Raw genomic sequence first — 15,366 nt, 5'->3', positions numbered from 1 at the left:
GAAGTATGGTGCCCGCCCACGGGGGCCGGGCGGCAACGATCTACCGCCCCATCCTCGCCAACCGACGAGGCGAGCTTGAGGCCCTGTGCCACCTCGATCCCGCGTACGCCGCACTGGTCACTCCGATCCTGGAGATCGGCGCGATCGACCGCTCCACGATGGACGCCATTCGCCGGCTGCCGTCCGGGCTGCTGCCCGCCATCGACGTCAGCGCGCTGCCCGACACCCCCGAGGCGGAGCTGACCCGCTGGGGCGTACCGATGGTGCCAGTCATCGGGCTCTCCGAGAGCGACCACCGGTTGGTCGCGCACGGCGCGGCGGCGCGGGCACATGGCCGCCGCGCGCTCATCCGGCTACGCGCCGCCCAGGACCGGGCCGGGCCGGGCGCGAGCACCACCGCCGTGGAAAGGATCTGGCGGTTCACCGACCTCGCCCCGGAGGAGTGCGACCTGCTGGTGGACGCGGGGGACGTGTGCTGCCCGGCGGACGTGCGGACCGCCGAGCCCCGGATCCGTCACCTGCTGGACTGGGCACGCCGACACGCCTGGCGGTCGGTGACGGTGGCTGCGGGCGGTATGCCGCCGACGCTGTCCCGGTTGCCCACCGACGAACCGGTCCAGCTGGACCGTTGGGACTGGCAGCTGTGGCGACGGCTGGCCGACGCCGGGGTCGATTACGGCGACTACGGCGTCCACCCGGCCGTGCCCGGCACCGGCGACCCCGGCGACCGACTGCCGACCGTGCGTTACACCGACGACGGCAGTTGGTGGGTCTACCGCTGGGCGCGACGCGGCGGCCGGGGCGACGACCGGTTCGCCGACCTGTGTCGCACGCTGGTGTCGGCACCCCACTGGCCAACCACCGGGGCGGCCTTCTCCTGGGGTGACCACGAGCTGTTGCGGCGGGCCCGCAGGGGCGCCGGCGCCGGCTCCACCGCCAACTGGGCGGCGTGGAGCACCTCGCACCACCTGGCCCACGTGCTGAACACGCTGGTGCACCCGGCCGCTGACGGCGCGCCGAGGTGGCACCCCGGGCAGGGGCCACCGCAGCGGGGGCGACCGCTGCGGTGAAGCCCGGTCTACTGCTTCTCGGTGAAGCCGAACTGGATGATGCCCTCGTCGTCGACGGTGGCGTCCACCGACGCGTCACCGAGCAGCTCGGCGGCGTCCTCGTCCAGGAAGATCCGGGCGCCCTGGTTGTCGACCACACGATCGCCCTGCACCGGCTGGGGCACCAACTCGACGGTGAGCGAACCGGCCTCGGTGTCGGCGGCGATCCGCACTCCGCCGTCCTGGGCGACGTCCTGTTGGTTGGCGAGGTCCCGAATGACGAGCACGGCGTTATCGGTCATGGTGAGCATTTGGCTGGAACTCCTCGTGGATTCTCGGCTCGCGGTCGGATACCGCACGGACCGGACAGTCGGCCCGCGTACGAGCACACGTGGGAGGCGACAGAAGGGGCGAACGGTCGTCGCCGTCGCATCAGTTTCGGGGCAGCTGACGGCCCCGCCACTCCCACCGTGCCCGCTGGCGGACCATCCGTCAAATAGAGCTGGATCAGTGGAGAGCGGCGGCCGGGGCCAACCAGGCGCGAATCTCGTTGACCGCCGCACGGCCGGCCCGGTTGGCGCCGATCGTGCTGGCCGAGGGGCCGTACCCGACCAGGTGAACCCGCGCGTCGGCGACCACCCGGGTGCCGTCCATCGTGATACCGCCGCCCGGCGCGCGCAGGCCCAGCGGAGCGAGATGATCGATGGCCGCGCGGAAGCCGGTGCACCAGAGGATCACGTCCGCCGGCACGAACCGCCCGTCCGTCCAGGCCACCCCGTCGGGTGTGATCCGGTCGAACACGGGTAGCCGGTCGAGGACACCGCGCTCGCGCAGTCGGCGTACCTCGGGGGTGACCGGCAGCCCGGTCACGCCCACCACGCTTCCCGGCGGTCGGCCGGCCCGGACCGCCTCGTCCACCCGCGCCACGGCCGCGCGACCCAGCTCCGGGCCGAACTCCTCATCGTTGAACGACGGCGGTCGGCGCGTGACCCAGGTGGTGGTCGCCGCGACGGTGGAGACCTCGCCGAGCAGTTGCACTGCCGAGGTGCCGCCACCGACCACCACCACACGAAGGCCGGCGAACTCGGCCGGCCCCCGATAGTCGGCGGTGTGCAGTTGCCGCCCCCGAAACGTCGACCGGCCCGGATAGTGCGGCCAGAATGGCCGCGTCCAGGTGCCGGTGGCGTTGATCAGGGCTCGGGCGGTCCAGGTGCCCCGGTCGGTGTGCACCTCCAGCCGTCCGTCGGGGCGGGAACGCACCGCCTGGACCCGCACGGGCCGCCGCACCGGCAGGTCGAAGGTTCGCTCGTACGCGGCGAAATAGGCGCTGACCTGCTCGGATGCCGGGCGTTGTGGATCGGCGGGCGGGAGCGGCAGCCCGGGCAGGTCGTGGAAGCCGTGCACCCGGTCGAAGACCAGCGTCGGCCAGCGGTGCTGCCAGGCCCCGCCGGGCCCGTCGTCGGCGTCGAGAATGACGAAGCCGCTGCCGGGGGCGAAGCCGGTACGGCGCAGGTGATATCCGGCGCTCAGGCCGGCCTGGCCGGCGCCGATCACCACGACGTCCGCGGAGAGGGTGTCCACACGGGGTACAACAGCCCGGATGTCGTCACTGTGCCCGTCCTCGGCGGTCGCGCCGATCACAGCCGGCCATTCCGGCCTCGCTCACCTGACCTGCGCCTACGCTGAGCGAATGAGCGACTTCCGTCGGTACGCGGCCGAACTCCTGGGCACCCTGCTGCTGGTGTTCTTCGGGGTGGGCAGCGCGGTCGCCGCACGGGTCCAGGGCGGCGTGGTGGTGGTGGCGCTGGCCTTCGGGTTCGTGATGGTGGCCCTCGTCTACACGATCGGCCCACTCTCCGGCAGTCACGTCAACCCTGCGGTGACGCTCGGCGTGCTGCTCTCCGGAAAGATCTCGGTGCTCGGGGCTGTGGCGTACTGGATCGCGCAGTTCGTCGGCGCGACCATCGCTGCCTTCGTGCTCTGGGCACTCACCCGCTGGGGTGACGTCGCGGACCAGACCGGTGCTCTCGGCACGAATGGTTACGGCGCGCACATCAACCGGGGCGGCGCTGCCGTGCTGGAGGTCGTGCTGACCTTCCTCTTCGTGCTGGTCGTGCTGGTGGTGACCAGCCGGAGCGAGAATCCGGGCACCGCCGGGCTGGCCATCGGGTTGGCCCTCGCCGCGACCCAACTGGTGGGCGTGACGCTGACCGGCGCGGCGGTCAACCCGGCCCGCGCGTTCGGCCCGGCGGTCTTCGAGGGCGGTGTGGCACTGCGGCAACTCTGGGTGTTCATCGTGTTCCCGCTGCTCGGCGGGGCGCTTGCCGCGCTGGTCGCACCGATGCTGATGGGGGCGCAGCGGCACTACTGGGGCGGTCACGAGAAATCGGTCGGCGGGCCGAAGTAGCCCCAACGGCAATATCTTTCGCCCGGGGCCTTTCTCTGGCGAATATTTCCGTGGCAGCATCAGCATATGCATCACCGTCACTTTCCCCGGGCCCTCGCGCTGCTCGCGCTGGTCGCCACCGCGGCCACCGTCGGCGCGCCCGGCGCCACGGCCGAGTCGCCCACCCCCGCGACGACCCAGCTACGCGCCACCATCGACACGATCCTCGCCGACAGCCGGCTGACCGGCGCGCAGGCGTCGGTGGTCGTTGTCGACACCAGCACGGGGCAGACGCTCTACGACCGCAACGGTGACCGCCGACTCGTTCCGGCGTCCAACACCAAGCTGCTGACCTCGACGGCGGCCCTTGAGCTGCTCGGCCCGGGCCACCGCTTCACCACCGACGTGCGCGCCAGCGGCAAGCGCCGCGCGGGTTTGCTCTCCGGCAACCTCTACCTGCACGGCGGTGGCGACCCGACCATGCTCGCCGCCGACTACGACGCGCTCGCCGCGCAGGTCGCCGCCGACGGCGTACGAGTGGTCACCGGAAACCTGGTCGCCGACGACACCCGCTACGACCGCACCCGGCTCGGCCCCGACTGGACCTGGGACGACGAGCCCTACTACTACGCCGCCCAGGTCTCCGCGCTGACCGTCGCCCCGGACACCGACTACGACGCGGGCACCGTGATCGTGCACGCCGCGCCGGCCGACCGGGCCGGCGCCCCGCCGGTGGTGACCACCACCCCCGCCACCGGATACGTCCGAGTCGACAACCGGGCCGAGACGGTCAGCGACGGCGAGACCGCCATCTCGATCGAGCGCGAGCACGGCGGCAACACCGTCGTGGTGACCGGTCAGATCGCCGTCGGCGACGAGCCCGCCAGCGACTGGGTGACCGTCTGGGAACCCACCGGGTACGCCGCCGACGTGTTCCGGGCAGCGCTGCACCGACACGGCGTCCGGGTGCTCGGCCGGACCCTGCTCGGTCAGCCCACCCCGGAGACGGCCGACCCGATCGCGAGACACGAATCGGTGACCCTGGGCGAGCTGATGACGCCCTTCCTCAAGCTTTCCAACAACGGGCACGCCGAGGTGTTGACCAAGGAGATCGGTCGGGTGCTCTCCGGCTCGGGCACCTGGACGGCCGGGCTCACCGCGATCAGCGAGTACGTCGCCGACACCGGAATGGACACCGGGGTGCTGCGTCAGCGTGACGGCTCAGGGCTGTCCCGGCGCAACCTCGTCCCCGCGACGGAGTTCGTCGACCTGCTGAGCGCCGTCCGCGCCGAACCGTGGTTCGCGACGTGGTACGCGGCGCTGCCGATCGCCGGCCAGCCCGAGCGGTTCGTCGGCGGCACCCTGCGCAGCCGGATGGCCGGCACGGCGGCGGCGGGCAACGTGCACGCCAAGACCGGCAGCCTGACCGGTGTCTCCGGCCTCTCCGGCTACGTCACCAGCGCCGATGGTCGACTGCTGGCGTTTTCCATCCTGCTGAACAACTACCTGACGGCGTCGGTGAAGCCGCTGGAGGACCAGATCGCCGTGGCGCTGGCCGGTTTCCGTGCGGGTGGCGCGTCGACGGCACGGGTGGCACCGCCGGCGGTACCGGAGACGCCGCGTACCCCGGAGGGCGTCGAGTGCTCCTGGGTCAAACCGATCACCTGCTGAGCGGCGGCCGGGAGGCGCGGACACGCCTCCCGGCCCGGCGAGCGCTCAGGCCGGACGGCTCGGTGGGGGGACCACCGCCGTCGGGTCGCCACGCTCGATGAGCGCGGCGATCTCAGCGGCCCGCAGCCCGCGCAGCGCCAGCACCCGGGTGCCCCAGCGGTGCAGGCGGCACGGGTGTGGGCTGGCATCGTTGCGGCAGACCACACCCCCGGACCACCGCCGGGGGGCGTGCACCACCACCGCCCGTACGGCGAACTGGGTGTCCTCGCCCGTCACGTACGGCGGCAGGGGAATGTCGCGAAGAACCTCCCCGGACGCTGCACCGGTGCCGGACGAAGCGGCACGACGGACGCGGTGGGCGGTACTGCTACTCATCTCCGCTGCCTCCACACTGGATCGTCGGATGGGGACAGCAGAAAGTTACGGCTCATACGACGGTCCGCGACGGACAAACTGTCCCGCAGCCGGTTCGCGCAGCGATCGGTCAGTCAGTCAGCGCACCGTCACGGCCTGGAGGCCGACGTTGCCGCAGTGTTGCGTGAAGACCTTCTCGACGGTCCAGTTCAGCAGCAGGCGAGCACCCTTCGGCACTGTGAAGCGGATGGTGAACTGGGCGCTCTGACTGGTGTAGGGGTCTTCCAGTCGGGCGGTGCTGGCGGGCCCGCCGGTGGACAGCCGCGCTTCCAGTCGCCCCCGAGCCATCCAGATGCCGCCGTAGAGTTGGACCGTGCGCGGCTCGCCGCTGCCGGCGACGGCGAGGCTGAACCCGTTCCCGGCACCGCAGGTGTAGACACCGTTGGAGGTGCCGTTCGTCGACCGCTCCGGCGTGCCGTCGGACCAGCGCACGTACTCCTGGTTGCCGTCCCAGCCGACCCGCCTGCCAGCGCCTCCCCCGTCGATGATCTCGCCGGAGCCGGAGCGCTTGCGGACCGTCGACCTGCCGTCGCGCTCTCCCCAGTGCACCCAGTCCCGGGTGCCCACGGTGGTGAGGTCGACGGCGGCGGGCATCTCCCCGCGGCTCACCGACAGCGCCAGCGAACCGGGCTTGGCCGGCGGCGGCGGGGCGGGCGGGCTGGCCGACGGTGTCGGGTCCGGCGAGGGCGGACGCTGGCGCGGACGCAGACCGGGAGTGGCCGGCCCCGCCTCGCCGCTGTGCCCGTCTGCGGCCGGGAGAACGGGGGGACGGAGGGCCCCGGCGGACACGCCGCCCGGACCCGCCTGGTCGTCCGGCTCCGGACCGGACCGGAAGCTGAAGTACGAAATCAGCATCACCAGGCCGAGGAGTCCGGCGACCCCCTCCACCACCCAGCGTCGCCGCTGTCGGGCGCGGCGCAACAGGCTGCGGGTCAATCCGGCGGTCATGGCACGCGGGCGGTGCCTCGGCGGCGTATCGCCAGACCTCGAACCAGCCCGCGTGCGGTCTTCGTCCGCCACCGACCCCTCCAACTCCGCCACCCGGCCGTCCTGGACCGCCGCGGACCACACCGTCCACTGTGGGCCGTTTCACGTTCACACGGGCGTGGACGACACGCTAGATCCGGACTGCCGGACGTGTCCAGCCCACAACGGGACGCTGTCGGACAACCTGGCCCGCCCGGACGGACACATCGACAGACCGCGAGCGCCCTGCCTGTCAGCCGATCCGGAAGCCGAGCAGCTGCGCGATGATCACGGCTTGCTCGACGTCGATGATGGCACCGGCCCGTTCGACGACCGTCGGGTCGAGCGCGGTGAGATCGCTGCCCCGCAGGTCAGCGCCGCCGAGACGGACGTTGTTCAGCTGGGCGCCGGAAAGATCGACACCAGTGACGGTAGCACCGGTCAGATTGGCCCTGGTGAGATCCACCTCGCGCATGCGCACCCCGGTCAGCCGAACGCCACGCAGGTCGGCGCCGGGCAGCGCGGCGAAGGACCAGTCGCCACCGTCCACCGTCAGCGGACGCAGGTCGCACTCGCTGAAGGTGCTGCCAACAAGTTTGCAGCCGGTGAACTCGGCCTCAAAGAAGTTGCACCGCCGAAAGACGCACCGGGTGAAGGCGGAGTCGACGTGTCGGGAGGCGTTGAACGCCACGTTGCCGAACGTGCACCCGGTGAAGACCGCGCCTCTGCTGAGCGCCTCGGTCAGGTCCACCCCGAAGAACTCGCAACCCACGAAGTGCCGGTCGGTCAACGCCTCGCCGTACCAGTCCTCGTTGCGGAAGGTCATATCCTCGGTCAACTCCGGCATCCGGCCAGGCTAGTGGCCGCCGCCGACAGCCCACGGCCGGCGGCCCGGTGCGGCCCCCTTCCGGTGGCGGCGTACCGGCGAGTAGGTTCTGCGGCGTGAGTGTGGCTCGGAGCAAGGACCCGGATCAGATCGGTTTCGACCCGGCACGGCTCGCGCGGATCGACGAGCACTTCGGCCGGTACGTCGACGACGGCCGGCTGGCCGGCTGGCAGGTGCTCGTCACCCGTCACGGCGAGGTGGCGCACTCCTCGACGTACGGGCTGCGCGACCGGGAGTCGGGCGCACCGGTCGAGCCTGACACCCTCTGGCGGATCTACTCAATGACCAAGCCGGTCACCTCGGTCGCGGCGATGATGCTGTGGGAGGAGGGCCGGTTCGAGCTGACCGACGAGATCAGCCGCTGGCTGCCCGAGTTCGCCGACCTGCGGGTCTACTCCAAGGGGTCGGTGCTCAAGCCGTACACCGTGCCGGCGGCCGAGCCGATCCGGGTCTGGCACCTGCTCACCCACACGGCCGGCCTGACCTACGGCTTCATACAGACCTCGGTGGTCGACGGGCTCTACCGGGCCGCCGGCTACGACCTGTACCCGCCGGCGGACGTCGACCTGGCCAGCGCCTGCGCGGCCTTCGGCGAGCTGCCGCTGCTGTTCCAGCCCGGCTCGGCGTGGGGCTACTCCGTCGCCACCGACGTGCTCGGCCGACTCGTCGAGGTGATCTCCGGGCAGAGCCTCGACGCGTTCTTCGCCGACCGGATCTTCAACCCGCTCGGCATGACCGACACCCGCTGGTGGGTGGAGGGCGACGAGGCCGACCGGCTGGCCGCGCTCTACGTACCGGAGCCGCGCAGCGGGCGAGCCGTCCGCTACGACAGCCTCGGCTCGCTCGCGTTCAGCAAGCCGACACTGCTCTCCGGCGGCGGCGGCCTGATCTCCAGCGCCGCCGACTACCACCGCTTCACCTCGATGCTGCTGCGCGGCGGGGAGCTGGACGGCGTCCGGCTGCTCGGACCACGCACGGTGCGGTTCATGACCCGCAACCACCTGCCCGGCGGTCAGGACCTGGGCACCCTGTCCACCGGCGGCTTCGCCGAGACCACCCTGGACGGGATCGGGTTCGGCCTCGGCTTCGCGGTGGTCGACGACCCGATCCCCAGCCGGTTGCCGAGCAACGTCGGCGAGTACTACTGGGGCGGGGTGGCCAGCACCGCGTTCTGGGTCGACCCGGCCGAGGAGATCACCGCGCTGCTGTTCACGCAGCTGATGCCGTCCAGCACGTACCCGCTCCGCTCCCAGCTGCGCCAGCTCGTCTACGCCGCGCTGACCGACTGACGGGTAAGAGCGCCCACCCTCGTTGCGCCCCGGCGCGGGTGGTCGCCGGGGCACGCGGGCAGCGCCGCCGGCCACAGCCGGGCGAGGCTAGGCGAGGCGGGCCGGGAAGCCGCCGGTGGCGATCGGACCCCAGGCGTCAATGGTGACCCGGATCAGCGACTTGCCCTGGCGCACCATCGCCGCCCGGTAGTCGTCCCAGTCCGGGTGCTCGCCGGAGATGCTGCGGAAGTACTCGACCAGCGGCTCCAGCGCCTCGGGCAGGTCCAACACCTCGGCGGTGCCGTCGATCTGCACCCAGGGGCCGTTCCAGTCGTCGCTGAGGACGCAGGCCGAGACCCGGGGGTCGCGGCGGAGGTTGGTCACCTTGGCCCGCTCGGGATAGGTGGAGACGACCAGCCGCCCCTGCCCGTCGACCCCGGCGGAGACCGGGGAGGACTGCGGGCGCCCGTCGGCTCGGGTGGTCATCAGCAGGACGCGGTGTCGCGGCCGGAGGAAGTCGAGCAAGCCGTCTCGGTCGACCCGGGTGTTCGTTGCGATGCTGCGTGCCATTCCCCGTTCCTACCAGGGCGCGGGCGCAGCGCCGGCGGCGGGTCAGCGGGGCCGGGCCGCGGTGCGGTGCGTCGTCTGGGTGGGCACCCGGAGGCGACCGGACGGACGCCAGGCCCGACCGTTGGCGTAGATCACCCGAAAACCGAGGTACGACGCCAGCGGCGCCCAGTGGGCGGAGCCCATCCGCAGCTCGGCGGCGTTGTGTCGCTGGCCGTTGGCGAGCACGTCGAGGAGAACGGTTTCGAAGGCCGCCGATTCGACCCAGTCGACTTCTCGGGTAAAACCGCAGATCAGGGCGGCTCCGGTGACCTCCAGGAACTCGCGCAGCACCGCGTCCGAGGCGCGTAGCACCGAGCAGCTGCCGAAATAGAGTCGCCGCCCCTCGGCGCGGCCGGCCATCAGATCGGCCACCTCGTTCAACTCGACCGACTGCCAGTCGGTGAGGCAGAGCCGGCTGGGCTCGCCGTGCATGGCGAAGAAGCCGACCCGGTGGTCGGCGTACTGCTTGAGCAGCCAGCGGTCCAGGAAGTAGAACAGCTCGTCGCGGGTCGCCGCGTCCTTGTGGATGAAGCGGATCTTGCCCAGCCGCTCCAGCAGCTCCAGGGTGGGCAGCACCGAGCCCCGCTCGTTGAGGTCACGGTGCCACTGACCCTCGACACAGAAGACGCCACCGCGTGCCACGCGCACCTCCGCCAGTCCGCTGCCCGGGGCTGACGTTACCGGCCGCGATTGCCCCGGGAACATCACCCTCCGTGTGACGGATTGCGACGTTCGGTGTGCTTGCCCGGAGGAGGGGCGATCGGCAGGGAATGGCTGTTTCGCAAATCAGGCGAATTGCCAGCCAATACCCAGGTACGGCGAATTATGAGCACGATTCTCGTTAATCACCTCCAACGGCACTGATCAGTGCCAGGGTAGAAATCACGGGACTTCTCGGTCGATGTCCCAGAGCCACCCCATTCGCTCTCCTATCGGGAGGACTTCTGTGCGCGTAAACACCTTGAAGCGTGTCGCCGTCGCATTCGCCCTGGCACTGCCCGGGGCCGCAATCGCCACGGTGGTCGCCGCACCAGCGGCGCACGCGGACGGCTGTTACACCTGGAACCGCACCCTGACCCAGGGGCGCTCCGGCAACGACGTCCGCCAGTTGCAGATCCGAATCGCCGGGTGGGCCGGCTACCGGGACATCGTGGAGAACGACGGCCGCTACGGGCCGAAGACCGCCGCGGCGGTCAAGCGGTTCCAGCAGGCGTACGGGCTGCGCGCCGACGGCATCGCCGGCCCGCAGACGTTCGGCAAGCTGTACCAGCTCCAGGACAACGACTGCACACCCGCGCACTTCAGCTACAGCGAGCTCGACAACGGGTGCGGCGAGAGCGGGTGGAGCGGCGGCCCGCTCTCGGCGAGCCAGACCAAGCAGAACGCGCTGCGCACCATGTGGAAGCTGGAGGCGCTCCGCAAGAGCCTCGGCGACAAGCCGCTCTACGTGTCCAGCGGGTTCCGCAGCCGCGCCTGCAACAACCAGGTCGGCGGCGCGTCCGACAGTCAGCACCTGTACGGCAACGCGGCCGACGTGGTCTCACGCACGTCGTCGTTGTGCCAGGTCGCCCGTAACGCCCGCAACAACGGCTTCAGTGGGATCTACGGACCGGGCTACCCCGACCACGACGACCACGTGCACGTCGACTCGCGGCGGGAGAACAACAACGACCGCAGCTCGAACACGACGAGCTGGTCCGCCCCGGACTGCGGGGTCGGCAACTGAGCCGACCGACCAGAGCGACGTCGGCCCGACGCGGAGGGGGAATCTTCGCGCCGGGCCGACGTCGTGTCGCCCCGGGTCGGGGTGGGCGGAGGGGTGGCGCGCTCAGCTCGCCCGGGGCCAGCGCGGCGCGGTGACGGGGGGAGTCACCGGCCGGCCAGCTGCGGTGGGCCGTACCCCCTGGGGAACGACCCGTGCGGCCTGCTGCCGCGACGGCCCGGTCGCCGTGAACGGGAAGGGCACGTGCACGAACGGATTGCCGTGCCGGATCAACGCCTCGATCTGCCGCTCGTTGAGCCCATGCGTCTCCAGGACTCGCCGCCCCCAACGGTGCAGTCGGCACGGGTAGGAGGCACCGTCGTTGCGGCACAGCGGCCCAGTGGGCCACTCCTCGGCGGTGTGCACGACCACCGCCCGGACCGCGAGCCGGACATCCTCCGGGGTCAGCGGCGCCGGCATTGGCACCTCACCCAGTACCTGGTCGATGGGATCCGTCGACTGCTCACCAACTCGCACGGCAGGCCTCCCGCAGTTCGGCAGCGGTACGGCGGACTCACCGCACCGACATCCTCTTCCATGGGTACGGCGAGGACCGGACGAAAGTTCAATCGAGGCCGGCGTCGTGCACGAGCAGCGCCACCTGGACCCGGTTGTTCAGGTCCAGTCGGGTCAGCAGCCGGGAGACGTACGCCTTCACCGTCGCCACACTCATGAACAACTCGCCCGCGATCTCCGCGTTGGTGTGGCCCCGCCCCAGCGCGACCGCCACCTGCCGCTCCCGCTCACTGAGCCCGGTGAGCAGCCGCAGCGCCCGCTCCCGGCGCGGGTCCGGGCCGACCGGGCCGGGGGCGGCGCCCGTCACGTGGGCGATCAACGTCCGGGTCACCGTCGGGGAGAGCGTCGCCTCACCGGCCGCGACCCGGCGTACGGCGTGCACGATCTCCGCCGGTGGGGTGTCCTTGAGCAGGAAGCCGGCCGCCCCGGCGCGCAGCGCCCGCAGCACCTGCTCGTCGGCGTCGAAGGTGGTCAGCACCAGCACCTCCGGCGGGTGCGGCTGGGCGCGCAGCGCCTCGGTGGCGGTCAGCCCGTCCACCCGGGGCATCCGGATGTCCATCAGCACCACGTCCGGGGCGTACGCGGCGACGGCCGCCGGGACCTCGCCACCGTCGGCCGCCTCACCGACCACGATCAGGTCCGGCAGGCCGCCGAGGATCATCGAGAGCCCGGCCCGGACCAGCGCGTCGTCGTCCACGATCAGCACGCGCACCGGCGGCCCGGCGGCGGCAGGGCCGGTCGCGTCCGGCGGCCCGGCGGGGCCGGTCACGCCGCCCACGGCAGCCAGGCGGCCAGCCGGAAGTCACCGGTGTCGTCCCGACCGTAGGCGAGCCGGCCGCCGGCCAGGGTGACCCGTTCGCTGATGCCGACCAGGCCGGTGCCCGCGCCCGGCAGGGTGCCGCCGGCCGGTGCGCCGACCGGCCAGCGGTTGCCGATCGCCACGGTGAGCCCGGTGCCCGGCCCACCGGCCACGTCCACGGTGACCGCCGCGCCGGCCGCGTGCTTGCGGGCGTTGGTCAGCCCCTCCTGCACGATCCGGTACGCGGCCCGGCCCAGCGCCGCCGGCACCTGCTCCGGTGTCGCGACGCTGTCGCTGACGTTGACCCGTACCCCGGCCGCCCGCGACTCGGCGATCAGGGCGGGCAGGTCGGCCAGGGTGGGCTGGGGCGGCTCGGGTGCGTCATTGGCAGTGTCGTCCTCGGCCCGGAGCACCCCGATCACCTCGCGCAGGTCCTGAAGGGCGGCGTGCGCGCTGCCCCGGATCACCCCGGCGGCTCGGGCCACCTCGTCAGCCGGCGCGTCCGGGCGGAACTCCAGGGCACCCGCGTGCAGGCTGAGCAGCGAGATCCGGTGGGCCAGCACGTCGTGCATCTCCCGGGCGATCCGGGTGCGTTCGAGATGGCGGGCCTGGGCGACCCGCAGCTGCTGCTCGGCCTCGGCGCGCTCGGCGCGCTCCCGCAGCGACACGATCAACTGCCGCCGGGCCCGGACGAACATCCCCCAGGCCAGCACGGCGAAACTGATCACCACACCCCAGGTGACGGTGAGCCAGTACGGCATCACCGGATCCGGGCGGAGCCAACTGAAGACCAGGTTGGTGACGAGGCCGACACCGGTGACCGCGATCGCGACGGCGGTGCGCCGGTGCACCACCACGGTGAAGTACAGGATCAGCAGCGGGATGGCGGCGGCCAACGAAAACATGGTGAGCGGCGCGGTCGCCACGATCAGCCCGAGTGGCCATCGGCGGCGCAGCCAGAGCAGCCCGCAGCAGATCAGTCCGAGCGCCGTGTCGACGCCGACCATCCAGTCGTACGGCAGCGGGAGCGCCATCTCGGGCGTCGGTGACAGACCGTCCGCGGCGGCGAACAGCACCCAGAGCAGCCCGATCAGGAAGGCGAGGCTGTCCACCACCCAGTCGCGGGTGGTGCGGCGCGGACGCGTACGCCCTCGGTCAGCCGGCACGACCAGCTCCCCCGGCAGCAGCCAGGGGTGCTCCGGGACGGCGAGGCTGGTCACGACGCCAATGCTAGGCAGCCGGCGGGGGCACGACCAGCTACCAAAGTCGAGACCTGCCGACCGACCAAGGTCGACGCGGCATCGACCGGTGGCCGCAGCGGATGGCCGGGCGGCGCCGGCAGGCTCGACCACATGATCACCGTGGAGAACCTCAGCAAGCGATACGGGCCACACCCGGCCGTGGACGACGTGTCGTTCCAGTGCGAGCCGGGCACCGTCACCGGCTTCCTCGGCCCCAATGGCGCCGGCAAGTCGACGACCATGCGCATGATCTGCGGGCTCACCACACCGACCGCCGGCCGCGCCACCGTCTCCGGGCACCCGTACCGGGACCTGCCCAACCCGGGGCGGGAGGTCGGGGTGCTGCTGGACGCCTCCGCCCAGCACGCCGGGCGGACCGGCCGCGAGGCGTTGACGCTGTCCGCGTACACCATGGGGTTGGACCGGCGCGAGGTCGCCGCGAAGCTCGACCTGGTCGGGTTGAACGCGGTGGCCGCGAAGCGTCGGGTACGGGCGTACTCGCTGGGCATGCGCCAACGGCTCGGGCTGGCGCAGGCGATGCTCGGTGACCCCCGGGTGTTGATCCTCGACGAGCCGGCCAACGGCCTGGACCCGGAGGGCATCTTCTGGATGCGCGGCCTGCTGCGCGACTTCGCCGACCGGGGCGGCACCGTGCTGCTCTCCTCCCACCTGCTGCGCGAGGTGGAGGCGGTCGCGGACCGGCTGGTGGTGATCGGGGGTGGCCGGATCGTGGCCCAGGGCGACAAGAACGAGCTGCTGGCCGGTGGCGGCACCGTGGTCCGGGCCCGCGACGGCGCGGCACTGCACCGGGCGCTGTCGGCGGCGGGTCTGACCGCCGCCGACAGCGCCGACGGTCTCCTGGTACAGGCCGACGCCGAGGCGGTCGGCCAGGCCGCCGCCGATGCCGGCGTCGCGCTCGCCGAGCTGCGCCCCGCCAGCGGCGGCGGCCTCGAACAGCTCTTCCTGACCCTGACCGCCGGCGAATCCACCAAGGAGGCCGTCCGATGACCACCACCACCGCGCCCGCCGCCGGCGCCGTCGCGCCCCGGCACCACACTCCGGTACGCCGACCGTCGCTGCTCCGCCTCAGCACCGTGGAGCTGCGCAAGCTCGTCGACACCCGGGCCGGCCGCTGGCTGTTGATCACCATCGGCCTGGTCGTCGTCGCGATCGTCACCCTCCTGCTGATCTACGCCGAGGACGCCGACCAGACCTTCTTCACCTTCTTCGCCACCTCACTGTTGCCCGTCAACGTGCTCCTGCCGGTGCTGGGCATCCTGTCGATCACCAGCGAATGGTCCCAGCGCACCGCCCTCTCCACGTACGCGCTGGTGCCCCGGCGGGAACGGGTGGTGGCCGCGAAGCTGATCGCGGTCGTGCTGGCCGCACTCGCTTCCCTGCTGGTCACCGTGGCCGTCGCCAGTGTCGGGACGCTGGTCGCGTCGGCCACGGGCGGCGCGGGCACCTGGCAGGTCGACGCGACGCTGATCGTGAACGCGACGATCGTCCAGGTCGCCGGTGTGCTGATGGGTGCCGCCTTCGGTCTGCTGCTGCTCAACCCGCCGTTGGCCATCGTCGGCTACCTGCTGCTACCGACCCTCTGGTCGGTGCTCGGCGAACTGGTCCGCCCCCTGCACGGTGCGGCCGGTTGGCTGGACACCAGCCGAACCATGGAGCCGCTGTTCACCAGCCACGTGACCGGCGAGCAGTGGGGACGACTGGCGGTCTCCCTGCTCGTCTGGATGGTCCTTCCGCTGGCCGCCGGCCTGTTCCGGACGCTGCGCCGCGAGGTGTCCTGA

General features: G+C 71.9%; 17 protein-coding genes. 7 read left to right on the top strand and 10 right to left on the bottom strand.

Translation table 11 applies throughout. The annotated features are described in order from the left end of the window. Positions 1-5: 5 nt before the first annotated feature. Positions 6-1,070 carry a beta family protein gene (locus tag V6U86_RS03065; RefSeq protein WP_334498117.1) on the top strand — a complete coding sequence of 355 codons (1,065 nt, stop codon included), beginning with the start codon at positions 6-8 and terminating at the stop codon, positions 1,068-1,070. An 8-nt stretch (positions 1,071-1,078) separates the two neighbouring features. Here V6U86_RS03065 and V6U86_RS03060 read toward each other — a convergent pair whose 3' ends face one another. Together V6U86_RS03060 and V6U86_RS03055 are read right to left on the bottom strand one after the other, a co-directional pair. Next, entirely contained in the window at positions 1,079-1,360 is a 282-nt protein-coding gene (locus V6U86_RS03060) for an adhesin (protein ID WP_334498115.1), read from the bottom strand. 196 nt (positions 1,361-1,556) lie between these two features. Further along, complete coding sequence (locus V6U86_RS03055; protein ID WP_334498113.1) at positions 1,557-2,690, bottom strand: NAD(P)-binding domain-containing protein; 1,134 nt, start codon at positions 2,688-2,690, stop codon at positions 1,557-1,559. A 49-nt stretch (positions 2,691-2,739) separates the two neighbouring features. Here V6U86_RS03055 and V6U86_RS03050 point away from each other — a divergent pair, with 49 nt between their 5' ends. After that, entirely contained in the window at positions 2,740-3,456 is a 717-nt protein-coding gene (locus V6U86_RS03050; RefSeq protein ID WP_334498111.1) for an MIP/aquaporin family protein, read from the top strand. A 66-nt stretch (positions 3,457-3,522) separates the two neighbouring features. Next, positions 3,523-5,106: a D-alanyl-D-alanine carboxypeptidase/D-alanyl-D-alanine endopeptidase gene (gene dacB / locus V6U86_RS03045; protein ID WP_334498109.1), complete on the top strand. Its 1,584-nt coding sequence runs from the start codon at positions 3,523-3,525 to the stop codon at positions 5,104-5,106. Positions 5,107-5,151: 45 nt separating this feature from the next. Here dacB and V6U86_RS03040 read toward each other — a convergent pair whose 3' ends face one another. From V6U86_RS03040 to V6U86_RS03030, 3 genes are all read right to left on the bottom strand, one after another. After that, positions 5,152-5,481, bottom strand: coding sequence for a hypothetical protein (locus tag V6U86_RS03040; protein WP_334498107.1), 330 nt, complete (start codon positions 5,479-5,481; stop codon positions 5,152-5,154). 117 nt (positions 5,482-5,598) lie between these two features. After that, complete coding sequence (locus V6U86_RS03035; protein WP_334498105.1) at positions 5,599-6,468, bottom strand: hypothetical protein; 870 nt, start codon at positions 6,466-6,468, stop codon at positions 5,599-5,601. Between the two features lie 271 nt (positions 6,469-6,739). After that, complete coding sequence (locus V6U86_RS03030) at positions 6,740-7,333, bottom strand: pentapeptide repeat-containing protein (protein ID WP_334498104.1); 594 nt, start codon at positions 7,331-7,333, stop codon at positions 6,740-6,742. 95 nt (positions 7,334-7,428) lie between these two features. Here V6U86_RS03030 and V6U86_RS03025 point away from each other — a divergent pair, with 95 nt between their 5' ends. Then, positions 7,429-8,661 carry a serine hydrolase domain-containing protein gene (locus V6U86_RS03025; protein WP_334498102.1) on the top strand — a complete coding sequence of 411 codons (1,233 nt, stop codon included), beginning with the start codon at positions 7,429-7,431 and terminating at the stop codon, positions 8,659-8,661. Positions 8,662-8,748: 87 nt separating this feature from the next. Here the strand turns inward: V6U86_RS03025 and V6U86_RS03020 are convergent, their stop codons facing one another. Then, complete coding sequence (locus V6U86_RS03020) at positions 8,749-9,210, bottom strand: PPOX class F420-dependent oxidoreductase (protein ID WP_334498100.1); 462 nt, start codon at positions 9,208-9,210, stop codon at positions 8,749-8,751. A gap of 42 nt (positions 9,211-9,252) precedes the next feature. Beyond that, positions 9,253-9,891 (bottom strand): DUF6642 family protein, encoded by a 639-nt coding sequence (locus tag V6U86_RS03015; protein WP_334498098.1) that lies wholly within the window; start codon positions 9,889-9,891, stop codon positions 9,253-9,255. A gap of 304 nt (positions 9,892-10,195) precedes the next feature. Here V6U86_RS03015 and V6U86_RS03010 point away from each other — a divergent pair, with 304 nt between their 5' ends. Beyond that, positions 10,196-10,975 (top strand): D-Ala-D-Ala carboxypeptidase family metallohydrolase, encoded by a 780-nt coding sequence (locus tag V6U86_RS03010; protein WP_334498096.1) that lies wholly within the window; start codon positions 10,196-10,198, stop codon positions 10,973-10,975. Between the two features lie 102 nt (positions 10,976-11,077). On the opposite strand, the gene V6U86_RS03005 is transcribed toward V6U86_RS03010, so the two are convergent. The 3 genes from V6U86_RS03005 to V6U86_RS02995 all read right to left on the bottom strand — a co-directional run bounded on the left by V6U86_RS03005 (position 11,078) and on the right by V6U86_RS02995 (position 13,546). After that, positions 11,078-11,488, bottom strand: coding sequence for a hypothetical protein (locus tag V6U86_RS03005; protein WP_112582266.1), 411 nt, complete (start codon positions 11,486-11,488; stop codon positions 11,078-11,080). Positions 11,489-11,576: 88 nt separating this feature from the next. Continuing rightward, positions 11,577-12,314: a response regulator transcription factor gene (locus V6U86_RS03000; RefSeq protein ID WP_334498616.1), complete on the bottom strand. Its 738-nt coding sequence runs from the start codon at positions 12,312-12,314 to the stop codon at positions 11,577-11,579. Next, a complete protein-coding gene (locus V6U86_RS02995) occupies positions 12,293-13,546 on the bottom strand; it encodes a sensor histidine kinase (RefSeq protein WP_334498092.1) in 1,254 nt (417 codons plus the stop codon). Before V6U86_RS02995 ends, V6U86_RS03000 begins: the two co-directional genes overlap by 22 nt. Before the next feature lie 132 nt (positions 13,547-13,678). Here V6U86_RS02995 and V6U86_RS02990 point away from each other — a divergent pair, with 132 nt between their 5' ends. After that, positions 13,679-14,575: an ABC transporter ATP-binding protein gene (locus V6U86_RS02990; protein WP_334498088.1), complete on the top strand. Its 897-nt coding sequence runs from the start codon at positions 13,679-13,681 to the stop codon at positions 14,573-14,575. Then, on the top strand, positions 14,572-15,366 hold the full coding sequence (locus V6U86_RS02985) for an ABC transporter permease (RefSeq protein ID WP_334498086.1): 795 nt from the start codon (positions 14,572-14,574) through the stop codon (positions 15,364-15,366). Before V6U86_RS02990 ends, V6U86_RS02985 begins: the two co-directional genes overlap by 4 nt.

The organism is Micromonospora sp. CPCC 205558, assembly GCF_036902955.1.
Classification (GTDB): Bacteria; Actinomycetota; Actinomycetes; order Mycobacteriales; family Micromonosporaceae; genus Micromonospora.
The sequence above is the reverse complement of the archived record's forward strand: the minus strand, read 5'-3'. Positions and strand labels throughout refer to the sequence as shown.